General features: G+C 40.8%; 19 protein-coding genes and 1 pseudogene. 10 read left to right on the top strand and 10 right to left on the bottom strand.

All coding sequences use genetic code 11. From position 1 onward, the window contains the following. Nucleotide 1: 1 nt before the first annotated feature. Nucleotides 2-405, top strand: a pseudogene (locus tag DWW23_RS10590) (ATP-binding protein); the annotation flags it as partial. A 123-nt stretch (nt 406-528) separates the two neighbouring features. Here DWW23_RS10590 and DWW23_RS10595 read toward each other — a convergent pair. The 6 genes from DWW23_RS10595 to DWW23_RS10620 form a co-directional block, all read right to left on the bottom strand. Then, a complete protein-coding gene (locus tag DWW23_RS10595) occupies nt 529-873 on the bottom strand; it encodes a hypothetical protein (protein WP_122353248.1) in 345 nt (114 codons plus the stop codon). A gap of 18 nt (nt 874-891) precedes the next feature. After that, nucleotides 892-2,004: a 6-bladed beta-propeller gene (locus DWW23_RS10600; RefSeq protein WP_122353249.1), complete on the bottom strand. Its 1,113-nt coding sequence runs from the start codon at nt 2,002-2,004 to the stop codon at nt 892-894. Nucleotides 2,005-2,102: 98 nt separating this feature from the next. Continuing rightward, nucleotides 2,103-2,333, bottom strand: a complete 231-nt coding sequence (locus DWW23_RS10605) for an NVEALA domain-containing protein (protein ID WP_122353250.1) — start codon at nt 2,331-2,333, stop codon at nt 2,103-2,105. A 69-nt stretch (nt 2,334-2,402) separates the two neighbouring features. Beyond that, nucleotides 2,403-2,756, bottom strand: coding sequence for a DUF3244 domain-containing protein (locus DWW23_RS10610; protein ID WP_233564307.1), 354 nt, complete (start codon nt 2,754-2,756; stop codon nt 2,403-2,405). A gap of 447 nt (nt 2,757-3,203) precedes the next feature. Beyond that, nucleotides 3,204-4,100, bottom strand: coding sequence for a M12 family metallopeptidase (locus DWW23_RS10615; RefSeq protein ID WP_122353251.1), 897 nt, complete (start codon nt 4,098-4,100; stop codon nt 3,204-3,206). Nucleotides 4,101-4,169: 69 nt separating this feature from the next. Continuing rightward, entirely contained in the window at nt 4,170-4,559 is a 390-nt protein-coding gene (locus DWW23_RS10620) for a DUF4377 domain-containing protein (protein ID WP_187576754.1), read from the bottom strand. A gap of 221 nt (nt 4,560-4,780) precedes the next feature. Between DWW23_RS10620 and DWW23_RS10625 the strand changes: the two genes are divergently transcribed. Next, nucleotides 4,781-5,158 (top strand): hypothetical protein, encoded by a 378-nt coding sequence (locus tag DWW23_RS10625; RefSeq protein WP_122353253.1) that lies wholly within the window; start codon nt 4,781-4,783, stop codon nt 5,156-5,158. 179 nt (nt 5,159-5,337) lie between these two features. Here DWW23_RS10625 and DWW23_RS10630 read toward each other — a convergent pair whose 3' ends face one another. The 3 genes from DWW23_RS10630 to DWW23_RS10640 all read right to left on the bottom strand — a co-directional run bounded on the left by DWW23_RS10630 (nt 5,338) and on the right by DWW23_RS10640 (nt 8,980). After that, nucleotides 5,338-6,609, bottom strand: coding sequence for a C10 family peptidase (locus DWW23_RS10630; protein ID WP_122353254.1), 1,272 nt, complete (start codon nt 6,607-6,609; stop codon nt 5,338-5,340). 32 nt (nt 6,610-6,641) lie between these two features. Continuing rightward, nucleotides 6,642-7,031: a DUF3244 domain-containing protein gene (locus tag DWW23_RS10635; RefSeq protein ID WP_122353255.1), complete on the bottom strand. Its 390-nt coding sequence runs from the start codon at nt 7,029-7,031 to the stop codon at nt 6,642-6,644. A 161-nt stretch (nt 7,032-7,192) separates the two neighbouring features. Beyond that, complete coding sequence (locus DWW23_RS10640) at nt 7,193-8,980, bottom strand: lipopolysaccharide assembly protein LapB (protein WP_233564308.1); 1,788 nt, start codon at nt 8,978-8,980, stop codon at nt 7,193-7,195. Between the two features lie 164 nt (nt 8,981-9,144). On the opposite strand from DWW23_RS10640, the gene DWW23_RS10645 reads away from it, so the two are divergent. After that, a complete protein-coding gene (locus DWW23_RS10645; RefSeq protein ID WP_233564309.1) occupies nt 9,145-9,480 on the top strand; it encodes a hypothetical protein in 336 nt (111 codons plus the stop codon). 221 nt (nt 9,481-9,701) lie between these two features. On the opposite strand, the gene DWW23_RS10650 is transcribed toward DWW23_RS10645, so the two are convergent. Then, nucleotides 9,702-10,589, bottom strand: a complete 888-nt coding sequence (locus DWW23_RS10650; protein WP_122353257.1) for a Fic family protein — start codon at nt 10,587-10,589, stop codon at nt 9,702-9,704. A 223-nt stretch (nt 10,590-10,812) separates the two neighbouring features. Here DWW23_RS10650 and DWW23_RS10655 point away from each other — a divergent pair, with 223 nt between their 5' ends. From DWW23_RS10655 to DWW23_RS10685, 7 genes are all read left to right on the top strand, one after another. After that, complete coding sequence (locus DWW23_RS10655) at nt 10,813-13,623, top strand: pitrilysin family protein (RefSeq protein ID WP_122353258.1); 2,811 nt, start codon at nt 10,813-10,815, stop codon at nt 13,621-13,623. 258 nt (nt 13,624-13,881) lie between these two features. Further along, nucleotides 13,882-14,784: an MBL fold metallo-hydrolase gene (locus DWW23_RS10660; protein ID WP_122353259.1), complete on the top strand. Its 903-nt coding sequence runs from the start codon at nt 13,882-13,884 to the stop codon at nt 14,782-14,784. 188 nt (nt 14,785-14,972) lie between these two features. Further along, complete coding sequence (locus DWW23_RS10665; protein ID WP_122353260.1) at nt 14,973-16,682, top strand: DUF6377 domain-containing protein; 1,710 nt, start codon at nt 14,973-14,975, stop codon at nt 16,680-16,682. A 216-nt stretch (nt 16,683-16,898) separates the two neighbouring features. Further along, complete coding sequence (locus tag DWW23_RS10670) at nt 16,899-20,081, top strand: TonB-dependent receptor (protein ID WP_122353280.1); 3,183 nt, start codon at nt 16,899-16,901, stop codon at nt 20,079-20,081. Between the two features lie 19 nt (nt 20,082-20,100). After that, a complete protein-coding gene (locus DWW23_RS10675; RefSeq protein WP_122353261.1) occupies nt 20,101-21,666 on the top strand; it encodes a RagB/SusD family nutrient uptake outer membrane protein in 1,566 nt (521 codons plus the stop codon). A 56-nt stretch (nt 21,667-21,722) separates the two neighbouring features. After that, nucleotides 21,723-23,975 (top strand): beta-glucosidase BglX, encoded by a 2,253-nt coding sequence (bglX, locus tag DWW23_RS10680; protein ID WP_122353262.1) that lies wholly within the window; start codon nt 21,723-21,725, stop codon nt 23,973-23,975. Between the two features lie 5 nt (nt 23,976-23,980). Then, complete coding sequence (locus tag DWW23_RS10685) at nt 23,981-25,243, top strand: glycoside hydrolase family 5 protein (protein ID WP_122353263.1); 1,263 nt, start codon at nt 23,981-23,983, stop codon at nt 25,241-25,243. Nucleotides 25,244-25,245 lie beyond the last annotated feature (2 nt).

The raw sequence follows: 25,245 nt of genomic DNA on the forward strand, positions 1-25,245 counted from the left end.
ATATATGGAAAGTGGTGCTTTACCGGAATTGTTTGTTTTACCCAACAATGAGACTAAACGGAATTATATTGTGCTATTAAGGATACTGTTTCTAATTATATAGGATACATCAAAGATACTTTTTTGATTCATAAGGCAGAGCGATATGATATAAGAGGTAAAGATACAATTTCCGGTAACTGTAAATATTATATTAACGACCTGTCTTTTAAAAATTATCTTTATCCCGGATTTGCTTATGGTACAGGATACAACGAACAGACAATCCGTCGCGAATATGCATCTTTAGAAGCCATTCCTGATAATTATGAAAAATATGTAGTTTCCCTTGATGATATTTCATTCCCTTTAAATCAGGGGATAAAACATATTCAGGCATGGAAACTGGTGAATGAGATTTATTAAAAGACAGCTTCTTAGTTAAGCACAAATTTACCGGGAACCATAAACCTCATTCGCTATCTGATAATTATTTCTTTATCTCTTTGCGAGCCTGGTCCAACATGATAGCTTTTCGGATCTTAAAATTTACTCGCAGAGATCCGGAAATATCCGCCCTTTGAAACCGTTTGATATCGGAGCCAGGACATGGAGGGCTGTTTCCCCTTTTCGTTTACTGATCAGACTATTATCTAAAGCAAAGAGGAATATACTTTTTCCTGTTTGATTCTTAAGCAACCGGACAATAACCTCTTTTCCACCCTCTTCTTCATTCTTCACATATAACAGATAGTATTCATCCGTTTTTTCCTTTTTAATAAGATTACCTTTTAGAGATATAGGATACAATGTTTTCTCATAAAAGGCTTTACAATCAGATTCATTCCCTGTCAAGCCTTGCAGAAAAAGGAATAATAAAAGTAATAGCTTCATATCAACACCAGTTTATAATTAGAAATTCTTAAATGTAGCGAACATAAGCACCGGATTATTATCTTCCGGCAGTTGAACAGTATTTTCAGTAACCATCGAATTATATTCTAAAGGAGTTAAAGGAATAACAAACTTATTCCCAACACAACACATTGGTATCTCCGAATAATGACATTTATAAGCCTCTGATTCCTGCTGCAAATATAGATGATCCGTTTCTTTATCTATCACCAGATGATATTTATTTTCTCCATATATAAATTCAGCATAAATATGTGATCCGGATTCCAGTAAATGAAAATAGTGAACAAAATTCGCATCGTTTAATTTATTCATGAATTCAAGAGCATCCTTCCATTCAGTATCTATAAAATCCTGACTCACCCATTTTCCGGCAAAGTCAAAAGAATAACGAGGTTTCATTTCCAAAGAGTCAATTGTATACACAGTAGGACTATATAATGGCAAACAAAGGATCTCACCATTTACATCCTGAAGAGTAACTCTTGAAGAAAAACAAATACTCAGAGGTTTATCATAAGGAAAATACTTATTGATTTCCCCGGTAAAGTCCTCTGAATTCACAGATACATTATATTGCCACTCTTTTTCATAAGAACAACGCTGAAAATCAAATGCATACTTTTCCCTATTTACTTGACAAAAATGTTGAGGTGTAGAAGATACTGGCAGTTTTGTTTCTCCTACAAACTGCCCTTCCTTATCAAAAGTGACGATTTTCTTCTGCATAGCATCTAAGATTTTGATTGTTCCATCATATTTATTTATAGCAATATCTATAATCTGCGCATATTCCCCTGGCCCATTACCGATTGCGTCTATTTTGGAATAATATGTTCCATCATCATTAAAGATAAAGACCATATTAGTCAATCCATCCCAAACTATATATTTCTCATTGAGATATAAGATCCGATTGATTTTGCCGATTTCAAGATCCTCCATTGTTTCCAAAGGGATATAAGTAACACTATCGAACATCGAATAAAAGTCACTTTTCTGAGCTTCATCTACATTTACTATGTATATATGTTCTGCATTTTTATTCTGAGAAGGACCGCATGAGAACAAAAAACAAAAAGTGATTAATAAAATTATATATTTTTGCATAAACCAAACAATGAATTTATTTTAATAAAAGGCTAATTTAATACATCAGGAAATACCTTCAATTTAAACTAGCCTTTTTAACCTTTAATCAGAGAACATTAGTAGGGACAACTTACAGGGCCAGGGCTTGTACAAGTCCAATCACAACCGAAATTAGTAACCCAATAGCCACCCGGAGTCCAACCAACTACTTCACATCCAGCTAATGCCTCTACATTTTCCAATGCTAACTCAGACAGTTTCACATCTTCTTTTTGCTGAATACTGTTCAATCCTGCTAACAATGCAATAGCAGCAATTGCAATAAAACCAGTTACTTTTCTTTTCATTTTTCAAATATTTAGTTAGTTAACAACATTATCATTGTCTCATTCATGAAACAATTTTCTATAATCAATTTATTTAAGATTAATTTCTCCCCAAAGACAATCCCCCCATTGATTTCTTAACTCAACAAAATAATCTTCCTCATCAAATCTTCTTAAATCAACTGTAATATAGTCCGTCTCCGAAGCTTGGATCATTTCTTCATAAAAAACCTTTCCGCCTTTCAATATATATATTGTTATATCGGAACGTTTAGTATTACTATGAATGGATAAAACACCCTCATTAACAAAAGCTGAGATCGGAATTGAAGGAGAAATGGAACGAGCACCTTCCTTCCAATTTCCACAAAAAGGAATACTTCTATTTCCCTCCGCCAATACACTCTGTAGCAATGGACTATTGAAAACAAATAATGTACACATTACCCAAGCAAGCTTTTTTTAAGCCTTTACCATAACGATAATTTTAATAATTTCTACTCTGCAAAGGTACGAGGTTTATATATAATACCAATGGATAGCAGGTGGACAGTCAAGAACGCTCTAAGGATTGATAATAAACACTTTTAAAGAATGAGTCAAAGATAAAATGTGGACAGCCTGTTTCTCTGCACTTCCAAAGGTAGGCTTCAATAGACATTTCACCCTCTAACGGAGTCGTCAGATGTTGATTGATCCGCTCTTTTAAACGTTGCCTACATTTAGTGACAGAAAAGAGATAATCAGAAAATAAAAACAAGATAGTCTTTTTAAGTATTTTCATTTTAGATAGCCAGTTTTAACCAGCTATCTAAAATGAATCTTTATAGAACAAATCAGAAATACGAATTTTTAATTTATCACTTTGTAATCATGCAAACTTATCAAAAATTATCCAATTGGACCTGGTGGCAAATAATGACCATATAAATTCATAACAACTAACTGATCATTAAATGTTATATATGACCTATTAGCAGTCCAAGTTGTACCATCCTTTTTCGTCATTGTAGGTTGATTATTTCTTGAATATGCATAGGATCCATACATCATTATAGAGTCAAAATCAAATTTTGATGACGCATAGCCATAAGGCCAAATGTCGAACTGATCTCTAGCAGGAATTTGAATATTCCTTTCATTTACTATTATATAATTGTCTCTCATTGGATGCTGATGCTCATGTAACATTCCTAATGCATGTCCAAGTTCATGCATAACAGTTCCTTTATTCCATCCTGCAATAGAAAGACTTAAAGTTTGTTTTCCACCTATTCGACCAAGATTTGAGTAGCTACCATTACCTATAATAATTTCGATATAATCTCCAGAACCCTGTCCCACTCTAAATAAAATATTACATGCACTTTCCCATTCATACATAGCATCATATATTATATTTTGATCTTCTAAAGAAACGTTAGAAGCAAATACAAAATAAACAACTTTATCTTGCCATATTTGGGATAATTCAGAAATAGAAATTCCACGAGATACATTCTTTTTAGCAAGTAATTCAACTTGTTTATCACTCAACAGTATATCACCACATACATATTGTTCATTTACTTTTGATAACTGCAGACCATTAGCAAGCCTTATGGTATCTTTTACTAGCGATTCAAATGCAATTTCTTGATAAATATTAACAGAATCACTTTCAACAGATAATGTTGATTTTACCAAGGTACCTATATCGGCTTCCAAAAGACTTTTTTCTAAAGGCAGATTACCATCACTACAACTCCATAAAAAAAATGAAGTAATACAAACTAAAACACTTTTCATATCTTATACAATTTAAATATTATAGTGGTAAATATATATATAAAAATAAGTATTATAAAAACAAATTAATTATGAAATTTTCGTTTTTTCCAATATTTTTCTTAGAACATATTCCTTCTCAAATTTTTCTGTCATTTTTTGACTATTATCATATGAATATACATTATATGTAACAACTGTTATTAATAAAGTATATTCGTATCCTAGCTCATATTCAAATCTGTCTATTACAGATTCAAATGGAATCCATTTATCCATATCTACATTTGCATATTTGATCAATATACACTCTTTCTTTGAGTTTAAAATTGAATCTTTAACAATTACTGTTTCAGGTGCAACAAAAATCGTATAAGTTTCAACCGAATATACACTTTTTTTATTATTTTCAGGCAAATCATTATCATTACATGAAACTAAACAAAAAATACCAAAAACTACTATTATAAATAATCTCATACGAATCATATATTTAATTGTTTATTTATATATATGATGCTTTTAGGAATTTATTTACTGCATTATATATGTTAAATTATATCATTTAGAGCTATATAATAATACTGGATTTAGTTTTTGTATTGCTATTTTTATCCAGCACAAATAATATTTATATATTTTATGCAGCTTTTTATCATACAAATGCATCTATTGTTATAGATAAACAAAAGAATAACATCATGAATAAACTGTATTTTCTATTATTAATTTTTCCTACAATTATATGTAGTTGTAATAAATCTGAAAATGAAGTAGAAACTTCCACTATTGTAACATTTGAAAAAAATCCAATTGTATTAAATTCTGATCTACAAGAGACAGAGATTCAAGCAAGTTCAACTTATTGGATTATGACTGTCACTGATAAAAATAATTCTATAATTGAAGGTGATACAATTAATGGTAGTTGGTATACGCTCATTAAAAAAAATGGCGGTAAGTCCATATTAATAAAAGTAGCCAACAATCCTGAAAAAGAGCGCAAACTGTCTATTGGAATAAAAAAGATCAACTACTATTCTCTTTTAACAATAATACAAAAAGCAGAAGAAAAATAATTTGAAATTCAATTCTTATATTTTTGTATATAAATAGACTTTCATTCTCTACGTGTATTTTTTAATTAAAAAATAATTGATTGATAAAATAAATAGTCTTATATAAATAGGACTATTTATCAAAAAATACATTTATTACATTCATATTGCTTTTGACAATTTCTCTTATTCTTATAGTTTTACAATATACCACCTCCACCGGGGTAATATGAATTATTATTTGATAAATATATCTGGACTTGATCATCAGTCAATGCCGGTTGTTGTGAATCTATTTGACTCATTGTTGCTGGTGTAAACCATGTATCACTGCCAAAATCAGAATCTTTTTGAATCCCCATCCCCCAATTACAATGGACCATCATAACTTCATTTGTATTCCAATTCATTTGTACGCCATCCCATACCCATACATGACCACTTGTTGTACCATGCATAACTCCTGCTGTGATATGTGGATTATTTTTCATGATAAGATCTGCCAATTTATTTATATCAATATTCTTGTGATATTTTGTTTCTACTGAATATCCTTGTTTATCAGCCAAGTATGTCCCAATTTTACGAGGATCATACAAAATCCCCACGGTTGGATAATAATCTATACCAAGTGCAATACCTATCTCTTTACATAATTGGCTAACCTCAAATTGAGCATCTTCTCCAGGAACTGCCACAAATGCAAATTTTGAAAAATTATAAACGTAAGGTTTTCCATTTGCCATAATATCTGATTTAAATTTTGAATAAAAAGTCACTACTTGCGCAGTTGCTGTTGCCGCGCATCCCACTGGAGCATGCCCCTTTAAGGTCGGATGTGCATTCATCACAGGAAAAGCTTTAATTTGGCTATTATAAGGATATTCCTGATGCCAATGAGTGCAAAGTAAAGGTCCATGAGTAGTTATATCAGGACGTGCACCATAAGTATGTATAGTTTCTGACGGATTTTTATAATAATTTTCAATATCATTTTTAACAATGAAAGGTATTGATTTTATAATATGAGCCAAAGGATAAATCCGGGCGGTATCACTAATATCCCCATGTGAATAGACATAAACTTTATTTATTCTTTCATCTCCTGTTGCAATTGAATAACCTAAAGTTCCGTCTGCTTCATGAAACTTCATTAAATACAAATCAACACTTACCGAATCAGGAATTTGTGGACCATTTGATTTAGTATTTGTTTCATGATTCCATTTAAAATGATAAGTTGTTTTTATTGATTCATCTACGATAATGCTATTTTCAGACTTTGTTAGAGATGAATTTCGAAGAGACTTGCTAAACTTGTTAAGAAGATCAAGTGTTACGCTTTCTACAAGAGAATTTTCCGCAATAGAACCTTTTAGAGATACTTGAGATAATTCTTCAACTTCTCTTTGATTACAACTGCAAAACAATAATACCATCATAACTGGCATTAATTTAAATATAGTCTTCATACTTTAATATTTTGAGTTCATAATAATACAAACTATTCATTTAAAAACAACTCTCCCCAAAGACAATCAGCCCATTGATTTTTCAATCCAATAGAATAAGTTCCAGATTCAAATTCACTCAAATCAATTGTAACACAATCAGTTTTCGATGCCGGAATCATTTCTTCATAAAGTACCTTTCCGTCTTTCGATATACATATTGTTATATCAGAACGTTGAGTACTACTATGAATGGATAAGACACCATCATTAATAAAAGCGGAGATTGGAATTGAAGGAGAAATGGAACGAGTATCTTCTCTCCATTCTCCCCAAAATGAAACCCTCTTGCTCCCTTCCGCTGATATACTCTGTAGTAGTAAACAACTGAAAAAAAGAAATACACACATTGCCCCAACAGGCTTTTTGAGGTTCTTTGCCATAACGATAATTTTATAAATTTCTACTCTACAAAGGTATGCGGTTTATAATAGAAACAGATAAAAATAAACGGACAGCAAGTGGACAGACATGAACAGCCAGAACGCTAATATTAAGGCGTTTATCAATATCAAGCAATCACAAAATGTGGACAAGGTGTTTCCTAGTACTTCCAAAGGTAAGCATCAATGGACCTTTCTCCCTCTAACGGGGTTTCCAAATGCTGATTGATCCGCTCTTTCAAACGTTGCTTACGCTTGGTTACGGATGAAGGTGAAATAGCTAGTAATTCAGCCATAATGGAATTATTCAATTGTAATTTTATCAGGCAACAAATCAAAAGGTCATCATTCGTTAATGAAAAGTCTCTCCTCAACCGGTCAATCAGATTCGGATAAACGATATTCATTGAATTAAAGATTTCAGAACATCGGAATTCATCGATATATTCCGGATTGGATTTTAAACAATTAAGTATATTTATATGCTTAATCAATTGGGAACATAGATATCTTTGCCGCTCGGACAAATAAGTATTTTCAGTAACCAAGCGTTCATACGTTTTTAGTTCCTCCCCTTTTTCTTTTAAATGGGATACATATTTCTCTATATCTCTCTGTAATATTTCATTTTGAGACTGCAATGAAACATTGTCTTGGCGGATTTGTTCAATTTCCTTCACCTGATCATTTATATGTTCCTGTGAGCCTATATGTTCCTCAATCTGGAAAGATAAGGCTTTTATAAGAGTTTCATTTTCATGAATTATATTTTCATTTTCATGTAAATGGTTTATACGTACCTCCAACTGTTTTCTATTTTCTTGAATTGTACGTTCCTTCTTGACCAACTTATGTTGATAAAAACATATTAATATAGATATTATTATTAATAATATTATCGATCCCCATAACAACTTGTTTTCTAACTTATTATTGATATTCAATAACTTTTCCTGTTCATACTTTGCTTGAATTTCCGCAATCTCTGAACTGCGATTGATATTATCAACAGAATCTTTATAAACCCAATATTGCTCATTATACTGAATTGCATCTTCATATTTCCCTAAGTCTCTACATAAATAATATAAAGTTTGTGTTGCATCTTGTTTTGTATAAAGATTAGTAGTATTCAATGCTTTTTCTAAATAAAAATATGCTGAATCAAATTGTCCCATGCAATAATAAGTTTCTCCGATTCCTAAATAAGTTTGTGGCAAAGCAGAAATGTTATGTTTTTCTTCTATCTTCTTTGATTTATCAAGATAATACATACATGAATCAAGCATGGATAAAGATCTGTACACAGTCACGATTTCCCCATAAGCCAATGTTAAAGCTTTCAAACTTCCTGCCTGTTCTGCAATTCCTATTGCTTTTTTATAATAATCTAATCCTTTAGTCCAATCATTGTTAAGCGTAGAAACACGTCCCAAACAAGAATATGAGTTGGAAATCAATGTGCTATCTTTCAATTGAATTGAATAATCATATGCATTCTCATAAGCTTTCAATGCCAAGTCCGCCAAACCACGATAAGCATATAATGTACCTAAGTGAATATTTATCAAACAAAGCAACCTATAATCCGTCGTATTCTTTGCCGCATCCCTCGCTCGTAAATAATAGTCAGTAGCTTCCTCCGCATTATTCAGATCATGGTTAACCCGCCCTTCATAATATAAGGCAGTCGCTTTCCTCACCGGATTATCCTGTTTTTCAAAATAAGTCAGTGCAATATTGATCAAAGAATCAGAAGTATGCTTTACATAGTTTTTATCACGTGCCTGGGTAATCAACAAACACCACGTAGCATATTGAAATTTATCTGACGGAGAGGGCACTTCCATTGAATCCAATACCGCCAACGCACTGTCCGGGAAACGCTGCATAAGCGACTCTGCATAAGACAGTTCCGGTAATAACTCTTTTGGCTGTTCAGTACACATCACGAAAGAGAGCAGACAGAATACTATATAAGATAGGTATCTCATCGCTGCACGGCATAATTGTTATAGCCTCAAAGATAATGAAACAATTCAATCCAAAGCTATTAATAATCAATTTTTTCAATACAGTCACAAACTAATTATCTGAGTTCAAAACATGTTTTTTGAAACTTACTTTAATTTCTTTTGAATATTCATCACTTAAAAACACTCGTACAACGGCAGTCTTTATTATAAAGTATTTGCGTAGTATTGGTTTTGACGTGAATAATGATCTGTTTGCCGACAACTCTTGGTACTTCCGCAATGCGTTGGTGCGTGCAAATTACAGAAATATACGAAAAGGCGTTGAACCGGATATGAGTTTCTTAGTTTTGTTTTTCAGGAATCTGATGATGGGAGAAAATAATGAGTTGAAAAATAGAACTATGATTATCAATCCATCTCAACATGTTGACCGAACAAGCACCGAACAAGCTAACCGAACAACTTGCAACTAATCGTAATTCTTATAAAAGATTCCCTCCATTATCAAAATGTCACTACTCTACCAGGTAAATCGGATTAATATACCGGATAAATAAAAATACCCCAGCGGGTAATATTTTTTAACGTATCAATCCGTTTACAAAACACTTAAATAATAATCATATTGTCATTTGTAAGAAATATAACGAAAAGGGACTTTACGCCATCCGGTATTCCATAAAATATTCGAATCTCAATACTTAATCCGATACTTATCCAATACCTCTTTATAATTATCCTGCGCAGTCAAACAAGTATCCCGCAAATAGTCTTTGATATGATTCCACTGTTGTAATCCCCGATAATAGAACATTTTCAATTCTTCGGTGATAATAAAGGGAACATGTCCGTTTGCAAGGCATTCTTTAAACAGGATCAGGCGACCGACACGTCCATTACCATCCTGAAAAGGGTGAATCACCTCAAAACAATGATGCCAGTCCAAAATGTCATCAAAAGATTTCTGTTTTTTCGAATTATAGGCTTTCAGCAGTGCCTTCATCTCCTTATGAACGTTCTCCGGCAGTGTTGTATCAGCACCGCCAACCTCATTGGGCAAACGTTTATAATCGCCTACGGCAAACCAATCTTTCCGGCTATCCGATGTGCCGGATTTCAGAATATTGTGCAATTCTTTAATGAAAGTCTCAGATAAAATCTCCTCAGCCCTGTCAAGGATAAGATCAATACACCGAAAATGGTTGGTGGCCTCGATAATATCGTCCACATTGATGCTTTCATCAGTTACTCTGATGGTATTGGTCTCAAAAATATAACGGGTTTGGTCATGAGTCAGACGACTGCCTTCGATGTGATTCGAGTTATATGTAAGATCGATCTGCGTTTTGTGATAGATACCGCCTTTCAATTTCATCTGCTTTTGTTCGCGCAACACGGCAAGCAAAGGCATAATCTTCACTTTCGACTTTTTCTGTAAAGGTAATTCCGCATCTTCCGGTATGTTCCATGTCTTGCCAGTAAGGAATGCACCCTCAATTTTTCCGACAGCGCAATAATTACGTGCCGTGCGCTCTGAAACACCGTACTTTCCTGCAAATTCTCCGACTGAAATATATTTCATATTCAAATTCTATCGGCAAGTTTTACACCGATTTTCACTTCAAAGATAACATATCTTGCCGATACCGGCAAGATATGGAAATAAGGTATAGTATAAATATTCCATAATTATACCTACCCTGAGTACAATTCCTGCTATTGCATCGTATATTTGCCCTCAACCTTTTTTCAGGCACGCATGTCATGTATGTATTAACTGCTGATAATAAATAAAATAGGAACAAATGAAACAAAAACGATCTTTTATCTTTTTCCTGCTGAGCTTCTTCTGCCTTTTCCAACTGGCGGCACAACAGGAACTGCAACCGTTACCTATCGATCCGCAGGTTCGCTACGGTAAACTTCCGAACGGTTTGACGTATTATATCCGTCATAATGAATTACCAAAAGAACGGGCCGATTTCTATATCGCCCAAAACGTCGGTTCCATTCTCGAAGAAGAAAATCAGCGCGGGCTGGCACATTTCCTGGAACATATGGCATTCGACGGTTCCAAAAACTTCCCGAATAAGGGAATGGACGAATTTACTGAAAGCATCGGTATGCGTATGGGTGAAAATTTCAATGCTTATACCAGCTTCGATGAAACGGTTTATATGATCATGAATGCCCCGGTGACTCGCGAGAGTGTAGTGGATTCCTGCCTGCTGATCCTACATGACTGGTCCGGCTTCATCACGCTTGCCGATTCGGCCATCGAAAAGGAACGTGGTGTGATCCGCGAAGAATGGCGTACCCGCCAGGATGCACAAATGCGTATCTGGGAACAGCAGTTGCCGAAAATTTATCCGAACAGCCGTTATGCCAACCGCATGCCGATCGGTACGATCGACGTGATCAACAATTTCAAGCCGGACGAATTGCGCGCCTATTACCATAAATGGTACCGTCCCGACCTGCAGGGTATCATCATTGTTGGAGATATAGATGTCGACAAGGTGGAAGCCGCTGTAAAAAGAATATTTGCCGATATCCCCGCTCCTGTAAACCCCGCTCCGCGCACCATGTTCGAGGTTCCGGACAACGATATGCCGCTGATCTCCGTCGCGACAGACAAAGAGGCATCGAACACGATCCTCTCTATTTCATATAAACATGAAAAAATGCCGCAGGATATGTACGGAACGATTGCCGGACTGGTGAAAGATTATATCCAGAACATAGCGGCAACGATAATGAACGAACGCTTCAACGAAATGGTGCAGAAAGCCAATCCGCCGTTTGTTGCGGCTCAGGCTTCAGACGGTGATTTCATGGTTTCCAAGACAAAAGGAGCCTGGACAGTTGCAGCCCTGGTTAAAGATAACGAGGTAGACTCGGCCATGAATGCTTTGGTAACAGAGACAGAGCGGGTAAAACGTTTCGGCTTCACTCCTTCAGAGTATGACCGCGCCCGTATCAACGTGCTGAAAGACTACGAATCGCTCTACAATGACCGCGACAAACAGCGTAACAGCACTTTCACCAATGAATATGTCCGCCACTTTACCGAAGGAGGATATATTCCCGGCATCGAAGCCGAATATGCATTGATCAACCAGGTTGCACAGGCTGTTCCGGTCGAACAGATCAACAAATATATACAGGATATGATCGGTGACAGAAATATCGTTATCAGCCTGACCGGTCCGGAAAAAGAAGGTATCACCCTTCCTACAGATGAAGAACTGCTCCGCGATTTTATGAAGGCGCAACGCATTCCTGTAGAAGCCTATAAGGAAACAGTCTCCAACGAACCGCTGATCGCTGAACTCCCTGCTCCGGGTAAGATCACGGAGACAAAGGAAGACCCGCTGTTCGGTGCCACGATCCTGACATTGGGTAACGGTATCAAAGTGGTATTGAAACACACTGACTTCAAGAAGGATGAGATCCAAATGACGGCAACCAGCCCGGGAGGAAGTACTTTGTTCGGGAATAAGGACATCGACAACCTGAAAGTGTTCAACGACGTGATCGGCCTGGGTGGTCTGGGTAACTTCTCTGCGACCGACCTGAGCAAGATGCTGGCAGGTAAGAAAGTATCCTGCTCCACTTCGTTGGGAATGGACAGTGAGAACGTAAACGGTTCGTCCACTCCTGCCGACCTGAAAACGTTATTCGAACTGATTTATCTCAACTTCACGGCTCCACGCATGGATGAAGAGGCATATGCTTCTTTTGAAAACCGCATGAAGGCACAGTTGAAGAATCTGGAACTAAACCCAATGGTCGCTTTCAGTGATTCGTTGACTAAAGCGATTTACGATAATAATCCGCGTGCCATGCGTATCGACGCTGATGATTTCAAGAATATCAGTTATCCGCGTATCATGGAGATGTATAAAGAACGTTTCGGCGATGCTTCCGGTTTCGTTTTCACTTTTGTAGGGAATATCAACATAGACAACATCCGCCCGTTGGCTGAACAATATTTGGCAACCCTTCCGGCAAATGGAAAGATCGAACAGGGTAACCCTAAAGAAGTACCTCCCATCCGCAAAGGCGATTACGTAAACCGCTTCAAACGCCCGATGGAAACCCCGAAAGCATCCGTCGTGAATCTCTATTCCGGACAGATGGATTACAATCTGGAAAATATCCTTACGGCAACCATGTTGAAACAGGTTCTCGACTTGGTATATACAGAAAAAGTACGTGAAGACGAAGGTGGTACTTACGGTGTGCAGACTTCCGCCCGCATCTCTTCCTTCCCCAAAGGACAGACATTCCTGCAAGCTTATTTCGATACCGACCCGGACAAACGCGAAAAGATGAACACGATCGTCCGCAACGAGCTGAAACGTATTTCCGACATCGGCCCGACTCCTGAATATTTCAAGAAGACACAGGACAACATCCTGAAACGTCATGCTGAAAACCTGCAGGAAAATAGTTACTGGCTGAATACGCTGGACAACTATTATTACAAAGGATTCGACGGGGAAACAAAATATGTTGAAACGGTCAACAGTATCACTCCTGCCAAAATACAGGCCTTCGCTAAGAAACTACTTGGCCAGGGAAATAGTATCAAGGTGGTGATGGAGCCGTAAGACTATAATAACATCTTCGCCAAATTTAAAATAAGATAGTATCTCATACGAGTTCTGTCATATTTTAAATTTGGCGATTTTATTGGAATATCGTTCTCCTTATTTTACTTTTGTAGTGAAAACTAAAATAACGAGTACATAAAATAATTAGGAAATCGATCAACCAACGTTTTAAAAGAGATTACAGGTGGAAAATGTGGACGGATCTATATCTTAAAAAAACATGTAGAGATATTCAAATAATATAAAACTACGAATATGAGAGCTTTATCTTACTTATTTTCTATCCTTATTGTCTTTTTGTGTATCAGCTTTAATGGATATTCGCAAGAATTGACAACCGAACTAAACACTGGTTATAAAGTGGGAGATTATGAAGTGTTTGTATTTGCCGAAGGTTCAGGAGATGCCGAGACGGGCTTATTGATAGACGCGTCAGCAGATATAACAGCTAAATATGCTCCAAACGGAACCTTCCCGATCGCAACAAACGTTGTATTGATAAAAGGGAAAGGCAAAGTATGGCTCATAGACACTGGCTACGGATGGAAAATTTTCGAGCATATGAAGAACCTTGGTGTTGAATGCCAGGATGTAGACCAAATACTGTTGACACATATGCACGGAGACCATGTCGGAGGAATGCTGTTGGATGGAAATCCATTTTTCGTAAACTCATCGATAGCCGTAAGCGACAAAGAACTGGCTTATTGGAGCAGTGAAGTAGAAATGAACAAATTCCCGCCCGACCAGCGCGGAAATTTTCATACAGTGCAGAAGATAAAGGAACAATACGGTACAAAAGTCAAAACAGTACAAGCTCTTGCGCTCGACGGGGATTACGGCGACGGCATCTTCCCGATAGAGGCCTACGGACATACCCCGGGACACATAATGTACCTCATCTCCGATGGCGGCGAAAAGCTGTTGGTATGGGGAGACCTGACACATGCCCTGGCTATACAGATGCCACACCCCGAGATATCTATAACCTATGACGTCGATCCCGACATAGCACGAGAAACGCGCCTGAAAGTGCTGGAATACCTAGCCGACAAGGACATCGCCGTAATAGGGATGCATGTTCCGGTTCCACAGCCGGGAAAGATTGTGAAAGATGAAATTTCCGGAGGATACAAGTTTTTATCAAAACTAAAATAGCGTATCCAGCTGTTTCATATGAAAAGAGTACAAACAATCTCTTTTTCGGTTTTTAATTAATCCCATTCTAGCTTCCGCACTCGAATATTTCACAGTGAATATCACTGCGAAAAGAACTGATTGAAGTACTTTCTTAATAATCAGATTTATTTTTTATCTTTGACCCTGTAAACCTTCAATCGAGTAAAATGTACATCCGAGTAATTCTCTGTCTGCTACCACTTCTCACCCTATCCGGGAATATCTCCGGAGAAACTCTGTCTGCCGGAACTGAAAAAATGTTGAACAGCCTGGATTCGTTACTGGCTAAAAAAGAGGCTTTTGTCATTGCCAAAGAAAAGAGAATCGAGGACCTGAGGAAAATGGAGATGAAAGTTGCGACAGAAGAAGAGCAATACTGGATGAACAAATTGTTTTACGAAGAATACATGGTTTATGACAGCGACTCCGCATTTAGTTATATCAATAAAAACCTGGAAATAGCACAGCGGCTGAACAATCCCCAATGGGCTGCGCAGTGGAAGATCGAACAATCGTTCATCCTGACAGCCACCGGTTTCCTGAAAGAGGGGCTGGATGCACTGAACGAAATAAAACCGGAAAACCTGTCGCCCTATTCCAGAACGGACTATTACGGACAAATGATGTATCTCTATTCCCATTACGGACAATATTCCGGTGAAAATTCAGAACAGAGTACTCTTTATTATGCAAAAGAAAGGAATTATCGGGATTCTATCTTCGCCAGTATTCCCGACAACCATCCCTATGGCTTATGGTACAAAGGATGGCAATATAACAAAACCCCACAGGCTGCTGAAGTAAAAGAACAATTGACACAAGTACTTGCTTCTGCTTCTTTCGACTCCAGGAAAGATGCCATGAATGCTTATATCCTGGCAATCATGTATAGAGACGAAGGTAACGAAGATGAATATTTTCGTTACCTCATTTTATCAGCCATGGCTGATATCCGCTCGGCGAACCATGATATCGCTTCCCTGGAAGAACTGGGAAAGATCCTTTACGAAAAAGGGTCCATAGACCGTGCCTATTCATATCTCAACTATTGTCTGGGATGCGCACAATTATATAAAAACAGGATACGTATGATCGGTATTTCTTCCGCTTTGGATGCCATCCACAAAACATACGAACAAAGGAACAGGAAACAGGAAGCCGACCTGCGCCAGTATCTGTTCATTGTCAGCACATTGCTATTGGTCCTGCTTGCAGCCGTATTCCTTATCGGATCACAAATGAAGCGGCTGAAAGAATCACGCAAGAAGCTGAACAGCGCCAACCTGGACCTGAACAGGCATGTAGAAGAACTCGAACAGGCTCATAAACAGCTGGCGGAAGTGAACAACCAGCTTCAGTCGCTCAATGAACAGTTACTGGATGCCAACAACAAACTGACGGAATCCAATTATGTCAAGGAAGAATATATAGGTTACGTGTTCAACATCTGTTCCAGCTATATCAGCAAGCTGGACGAATACCGGAAGAATATCAACCGGAAGATCAAAACGGGCATGGTAGAGGAAGTCAAGAAGATGACGGATGCCTCGACTCTGGCAGCTAACGAACTGAAAGAGTTTTACAGTAACTTCGATGCCATCTTCCTGCATATCTATCCGGATTTTGTCTCTGATTTCAATGCTTTGCTACAACCGGACAAACAGATTATCCCCCGGGAAGGAGAATTGCTGAACACTGAACTCCGCATCTATGCCCTCGTGCGCCTGGGTATCAGCGACAGCGTAAAAATTGCCGAGTTCCTGCATTGTTCCCCACAGACCGTTTACAACAACCGGCTGAAAACACGCAGCAAAGCTGTCGTTCCTAAGGAGCATTTTGCAGATATTGTAAAATCTTTGGGAAAAATAGAACGCTGAAAACGGCTCAGAAAGCCTCCTTTACCTACTATTGAAACTTACTTTTTTCGAATAGCCACACATATATAACCAGTTAATAATAAACAATATACAATTTAACCGAGTTTACTTCTCCCGCTTACCAGGCTATTGAGCCTTGCAGATTGCACTTTACTTTTGCAAGTACAAAAAGTGTAAAAACAATTAGTATGTTAACTTTAAAAATGTATGTATCGTATGAAAGACATTTTAGCAAAAAGGAGGCATTATAAAGGGATCATTCCTTTATTCCTATGCCTGTTATTATTCCCAGTATTTGTGTTTGCCCAGAAAGTGACTGTCAACGGACAGGTAAAAGATCACCTGGGAGAACCGGTCATCGGTGCGAATATCGCGATAAAAGGTACTACGACCGGAGCCATAACGGATCTGGACGGTATGTTCAGTATTCCAGATGTAGAAGTAGGTGTCACGGTGGATATCTCTTTTATCGGTTATTTATCCCAGTCTGTAAAGGTGTCGGGAAATGCTCCTATATTCATTACATTGGTAGAAGACAACCAGGCACTGGATGAAGTGGTCGTTATCGGCTACGGGGTTCAGAAGAAGAGTGTGGTAACAGCTTCCATCGCCCGCGTTTCTGCCGACGACCTGAGTTCAACAGCTCCTGTACGTGTGGATAATGCACTGAAAGGTCTGGCTTCGGGGGTACAGGTAACGACTACGAATGGTCAGCCGGGAGCAGCAGCCAAGATACGCATCCGCGGTACAGGTACTATCAACAATTCCGATCCGCTCTATATCGTAGACGGGATGGCTATCGACGGCGGGATCGATTATCTGAACCCGAATGATATCGCCTCTATCGAAGTATTGAAAGACGCAGCTTCAGGTGCTGTGTATGGTGCACGTGCCGCCAACGGTGTCGTTCTTGTAACGACAAAAAGTGGTAAAGAAGGGAAGGTAAGAGTCACTTATGACTTTTCTTTCGGCTGGCAGCGTCCCTGGAAAGAACGCGATATGCTGAATGCCACTCAATATGCGACCCTAATGAACGAAGCCAGCAACTATGCAGGCGAAGGCGATATGTACCAGAATCCGTCGCAATACGGTATCGGAACCAACTGGCAGAAAGAAACGTTCAACTACAACGCTCCGGTACAGAACCACCAGGTAAGCGTAAGCGGTGCCGGTGAAAAGGTCAATTATTTTCTTTCACTCGGTTATTATAACCAGGAAGGTATCGTAGGCGGCGATTACGACCGTTCCAACTACAAACGTATGACCATGCGTACCAATTCGACCTACACCTTATTCGACGAAAGCAAGACACGCAGCTGGCTGAATAAAATAGTGATCGGTGTGAATGCCGCTTATTCCCGCATCAACAATACGACCATCGAGACGAACTCGCTGACAGGTTCCGCGTTGGGTAACGCGATGTTCCTTTCTCCTATCATGGGGGTATATGCCGATGACGAGAGTGCACTGTATAATCAGTATGCGGACGAAATCAAACAATATGGCGACCTGGTGAGAGATAAGAAAACCGGACGCCTGGTAACCATTCCAAGCAAAGATTTCAATGAGATAAGCAATCCGCTCGGATATCTGTCCCTGCCGGGAGAAAAATTCAATTCAGACAAGTTCGTAGCCAATTTCTTCGCCGAACTGACACTTTGGGATAATCTGAAATTCAAAACATCCTACGGGACCGACCTGGCATTCTGGGGAACCGACGGATGGAGCAAACCGTATTACCTGGCAGTAAACAGCCATAACGACAAATCGAAAGTATGGTCGGAAATGAACCGCGGCTGCACCTGGCAGCTGGAAAATATCCTGACGTACGACAAGACATTCGGAGCTCATTCATTCTCAGTCGTACTGGGACAATCGGCAAAGAAATATACCGGCCGTAAAATAGGCGGTAGCGCATACGACATGATTGCGGAACTGGAAGATAAAGCGAATCTCGACTTTACAAGCGGCCTGGCTTCCGACGGTAAACGCGATGTATACGGCGGTATGTTCGATCCTTCCACACTGGCTTCTTACTTCGGCCGTATCAGCTACAACTACAACGAACGTTATATGTTGCAGATGACCGTACGCCGCGACGGATCTTCCAACTTCGGGCCTAACAACAAATGGGCTACATTCCCTTCCGTCTCTTTGGGTTGGAACATCACGAACGAATCCTTTATGGAGAAACGTCCGGACTGGTTGACCAGTACGAAACTCCGCCTGTCATGGGGTAAGAACGGTAACGAGAATATCGGAGCATTCCGCTATACAGCGAATGTGGCAACCGGCAATAACTATGTATTCGGCGGCGGATCAGGCCAGCAGATTATTATGGGTAGCAAACCGTCGGGCACTCCGAATGCCGACCTGAGATGGGAAGAGTCAGAACAATACGATGCAGGTCTTGACTTCGGATTCCTGAATAATTCACTGACAATCAGTGCCGATTATTTCAATAAGAGAACAAACGGCATGTTGAAGGAAATGAGTATCCCTTCTTACCTGGGTGAATCCAAACCCTGGGGTAACGTAGGTTCTATGGAAAATTCGGGCATTGAAGTGGACCTGGGATATAAATTCAATACAGGCGACTGGAACTTCAAAGTAGGTGGTAATATCAGTTACCTGAAAAACAAACTGATCAACTTAGGAAACTCCGACGGTTTCGAAATGAAAGACAATGTACACCAGTTGGGTAATGTCAGCCGCGCAGAAAACGGGGAAGTCTATCCGTTCTTCTACGGTTACAAAACAGCCGGTATCTTCCAGAACCAGGCACAGATCGATGCCTACGTGAACAACAAAGGCGAGAAACTGCAACCGAATGCCGAACCGGGTGATGTAATTTTCATAGATACGAACAAGGACGGGACTATCAGTGATACGGACCGGACGAAAATCGGTAAAGGTACTCCCGACTGGACATACGGCCTCAACTTCCAGGCTTCCTGGAAAGACATCGATTTCAGCATGCTGATCGCCGGTTCTATCGGTAACGATATATTCGATGCTACCCGCCGTATCGACTTGAGATATGTCAACCTGTCTGGCGAGATGATGGATCGCTGGCATGGAGAAGGAACTTCTAATACAGTTCCCCGCTTCACCTGGGCAAACAACAATGACAACTACCGTGTATCGGACCTGTATATCAAGAACGGTTCATACATGCGTCTGAAAAATATCCAGTTAGGTTATACCTTACCGAAAGACCTGACTTCAAAGGCATTCATATCCAGCCTGCGCATTTATGTAGCGGCAGAGAACCTGCTTACACTGACGGGATACAAGGGATTCGATCCTGAAATTTCCTACGACGCTTCTGCCGGTATCGACCGTGGAATCTACCCGCAGGCACGTACATTCACCGTTGGTTTGAACCTTAATTTCTAACATTAAAAAGACAAGACAAATGAAAAAGATAATAACGATTTCTTGTGTAGCTCTCACCCTGTTCGGAGCTACCTCATGCGGAGATGATTTCTTATCCGTTGATCCTTCCAGCAGTTTACCTATCGACGGATATTACAATACGGAAAGCCGTATCATGGAGGCAGTGACCGCTGCTTACGATCCGTTGCAATGGTATGACTACTTCTCAGGCTGGGCACCTCTAAGCCTGGTATACGATTGCATGAGCGACGATGTTTACGTAGGTGGCGGCAGCACCAGCGACCAGGGTGAGATCCACCTGATCTCGCAATACCTGTCGGACCCGATCAAGACGATCAGCGGTGCATGGACTACCAGCTATTCGGGTATCAACCGTTCAAACCTTGTGATTGCCGATGTCGAAGCTTCGGATATGTCCGATACGGATAAGAAAAAACTGATCGCAGAAGCCCGCGTACTGCGTGCCTGGTATTATTCTGTCCTGTGGAAATTATGGGGAAATGTTCCTTATTATGATGTAAACCTGATTTTCCCGTATATCGCAGAGCAGAAAACAGCGAAAGAAGTGTACGACCTGGTGGAAGCAGATCTGGCTGAAGTACTCGACAGCAAAGTGCTTCCGATGAAACAACCGGCCGAATGGGCAGGACGTGTCACACAGGCTATGGCTTCGATGGTATATGCAGAATATGTGATGTACCAGCAGGATGAAAGTAAGTATGCAAAAACATTGGGATATATGAAAGATATCATTTCTTCCGGCGAATATTCCCTGCAGCCGTTCGAAAATCTCTGGGAAACAGAGTTCGAATGGAATAACGAGACGATCTTCGACATCAATTATATAGCCAAAGGCGGTAAAAGAACCTGGGGTGATGCCAACTTTACCGGAGGCACCGTAGTTCCTGCCATGATCGGTATCGACGGACTGAGCGGCAGTCCCGACTATGTTAGCGGCTGGGGATTTGAAGCAGTGGCCAAAGAGGCTTACGATGCCTACGAGGAAAATGACAAACGCCGTGACACCGGTATTCTGAATATGGATAAATATATAGCAGACAATGCGGCAAAAGGGATAACAGTTACTTACGGAGGCCGTTATCAGAACACGGGATTGTTCCTTCGTAAATACCTGGGACGCATTGGGGGCAATGCCGGTTGTGTAGGTGATCCCGACCTGAACTGGGATAACAATCTCCGTATCTACCGTTACGCAGAAACATTACTGAACGCAGCCGAACTGGCAGCACGCACCAACGATACAGGTTCTGCCAAAAGCTACCTGAACCAGGTCCGCGAACGTGCCAGAGTAGCTTCGATCGATCCGACACTGGATAATATCCTACAGGAACGCCGCCGCGAATTCGTTGGTGAAGGCAAACGCTATTTCGACCTGGTCCGTTTCGGCAAAGCGGAAGAAGTTTTGAAGCCCAAAGGTGGAAAAGTACTGGATAAGAAAGGCGGATCGTACGTGAAAGACGGTATCCCCGAACGCGTTCAATGGACGATAAACAAGAAATATCTTCCCATCCCGCAGAGTGAAATAGAAGCGGCCAAAGGGACTATCGTTCAAAATCCGTATTAACAGTTACCATGTAGGGGCGGCGTTTATCCGCCCTTTACAACAATAATATAACAACCATGAAAACAGTAAGATCAACGATATTCTACACCGGTCTGATGGCTCTTATTCTGACGGCGTGCAGCCAGCCTTCCGGAACTGGTAAAGATTCTCTTATCGAAAAACAGGTAGAAGAACTACTCGGCAAAATGACCTTACCCGAAAAGATCGGTCAGATGAACCAGTTGAGTCCGTTTGGCAGCATGGATGAAATTGCAGGGCAGGTTCGCCAAGGAGAGATCGGGTCGTTACTGAATGTGACGGACCCTGAAAAAGTCAATGAGATACAGAAAGTAGCGGTGGAAGAATCCCGGCTGGGTATCCCCCTGTTAATATCGCGTGATGTCATTCACGGATATAAAACAATATTCCCAATACCCCTGGGACAGGCCGCTACTTTCAATCCTCAAATTGTGGAAGACGCTGCGCGTGTAGCCGCAATAGAAGCATCAGCCGACGGTATCCGCTGGACATTTGCCCCGATGATCGATATCTCACGCGATCCCCGCTGGGGACGAATCGCTGAAAGCTGTGGTGAAGATCCGTACCTGAGTTCCATTATGGGTGTAGCTATGGTGAAAGGTTTTCAGGGCGATTCCCTGAACGATCCGACCTCCATCGCAGCCTGTGCCAAACATTTTATCGGCTACGGAGCAGCAGAAGGAGGACGCGATTACAATTCGACGTTCATCCCGGAACGCCTGCTGCGTAATGTCTATTTTCCTCCGTTCGAAGCAGTAGCAAAAGCCGGATGCGCTACCTTTATGACCTCCTTTAATGATAACGACGGCATCCCTTCCACCGGAAATTCCTTTATTCTGAAAGAGGTGTTGCGCAACGAATGGAAATACGACGGCATGGTAGTTACCGACTGGGCTTCGACATCCGAAATGATCTCCCACGGCTTCTGTAAAGACGAGATGGAAGCGGCCTTGAAATCGGTTGATGCCGGCATCGATATGGAAATGGTCAGTGGTACCTTTATCCGTCATCTGGAAGAGCTTGTAAAAGATGGGGAAATACCGGAAGCGACCATTAATAATGCAGTACGCAACATCCTTCGTCTTAAGTTCCGTCTGGGACTGTTCGACAATCCTTATGTAAACACAGACCAACATGTAAAATATGCACCTGAACATCTAGCCAAAGCCAAAGAAGCAGTAGAACAATCGGTTATCCTGTTAAAGAACGACCGGGAAACCTTACCTTTCACCGATAAGATCCGTACCATTGCGGTCGTAGGTCCGTTAGCGGATGCCCCTCACGACCAAATGGGTACCTGGGTGTTCGACGGAGAAAAAGCACATACTCAAACCGTACTGACAGCCTTGAAAGAAATGTATGGCGACAAGGTTCAGTTTATCTACGAACCCGGATTGGGATACAGCCGCGACAAGAACACAGGCAATATCTCCAAAGCCGTAAGTGCAGCCACACGTGCGGACGCCGTATTGGTATGCGTAGGAGAAGAGTCTATCCTCTCGGGGGAGGCCCATTCTTTAGCAGATTTACATCTGCAGGGAGCGCAAAACGAACTGATAGCCGTCCTGGCAAAGACAGGGAAACCTCTCGTAACGGTTATCATGGCAGGTCGTCCGCTGACGATCGAGCAGGAAGTAAACCTGTCCGATGCCGTTCTCTACGCCTTCCACCCGGGAACTATGGGCGGTCCGGCTATTGCCGACCTGCTTTTCGGAAAAGTGGCACCGAGCGGTAAAACACCGGTTACCTTTCCGAAGATGGTAGGACAAATACCCGTTTACTATGCTCACAATAATACAGGCCGCCCCGCATCCCGCCAGGAAACGCTGATCGATGCTATCCCGCTGGAAGCCGGGCAGACTTCACTGGGCTGTACCTCTTTCTATATGGATGCCGGTTTCGATCCTCTGTTTCCCTTTGGTTACGGATTGTCGTACACCACATTCGGATACGACAACCTGCAACTGGCCAACGATAAGCTGGCTGCCAACGGAACACTGGAAATCAGTTTCGACCTGACCAATACCGGTAAATATGACGGGACAGAAGTGGTACAATTGTACGTACAAGATACCTTTGGCTCTGTTACCCGTCCGGTCAAAGAGCTGAAAGGTTTCCAACGTGTTCCCCTGAAGCAGGGTGAAAAGAAAACCGTCACCTTTTCTCTTCCTGTCGAAGAGCTGGCTTTCTGGAACATAGACATGCAGAAAGTAGTGGAGCCGGGTGAGTTCAACCTTTGGGTCGGCCCCAGCAGTGCAGAAGGATTACAAACAACATTCACAGTAGAATAACAGATATGAAAAAGAATCTATATTTAATGATCATGCTTTTGCTGGTATCCTGTACCGGATGTCAGCAGGACGCAACAACAGGTACGGACACGACCGATATGCCTCCGGAGGCATTTATGCGCATATCCGGAGCAGACCTGATTACCCCCAAGGGGCAGAAGTTCTTTATCAAAGGGACCAATCTCGGTAACTGGCTGAATCCCGAAGGCTACATGTTCGGCTTTAGCAAGACGAACTCACCGGGACGGATCAACCAGATGTTGTGCGAAATGGTCGGACCTGATTTCACCGCAGAGTTCTGGAAATCATTCAAAGACAATTATATTACCCGCGACGATGTGCAGTTCATCGCCGGGACAGGTGCCAACACGATCCGCCTCCCCTTCCATTATAAACTCTTTACCGATGAGGATTATATGGGGCTGACAGCCAACCAGGACGGTTTCGCCCGCATAGACAGTGTTGTCAACTGGTGCCGGGAAACCGGTTTGTACCTGATCCTCGATATGCACGATGCCCCGGGCGGACAGACCGGTGATAATATCGATGACAGTTACGGTTATCCCTGGCTGTTTGAAAGCGAAGCCAGCCAGCAACAGTTCTGCAATATCTGGAAAAAAATAGCTACATACTATAAGAACGAACCGGTTATTCTGGGATACGAACTGGCCAACGAACCTATCGCTCCTTATTTCAGCAATATGGAAGAGCTGAATGCGAAACTGGAACCGTTGTATAAACGGGCTGTCTCGGCTATCCGTGAGGCAGATACCAACCACATCATCCTGTTGGGAGGTGCCCAGTGGAACGGTAATTTCCGTCCGTTTACCGATTCCACATTCGATGATAAGATTATGTACACCTGCCATCGTTACGGCGGAGAAGCGACAAAGGCCGCTATCCAGGAAATCATCGATTTCCGCGACCGCGTGAACCTGCCGATGTACATGGGAGAGATCGGTCACAACACGGCAGCCTGGCAAAACGCATTCTGCCACGTCATGCAGGAGAACAATATCGGCTGGACCTTCTGGCCCTATAAAAAGATTGATGACTCATCTTTTGCCGGTATCAAAGCGCCTAAGAACTGGGACCGTATCATAGCCTTCTCAGAAGCTCCCCGAAGTACCTACCAGGAAATACGCGAGGCCCGTCCCAACCAGGAAGAGGCAAAAGCTGCCCTCATGGAATTTATAGAGAACAGCCGGTTACAGAACTGTATCATTCAGAACGAATATATCCGCTCACTAAGTTTAAAAGCACAATAAAA

Source organism: Parabacteroides sp. AF14-59 (genome assembly GCF_003479515.1).
Lineage (GTDB): Bacteria > Bacteroidota > Bacteroidia > Bacteroidales > Tannerellaceae > Parabacteroides > Parabacteroides faecis.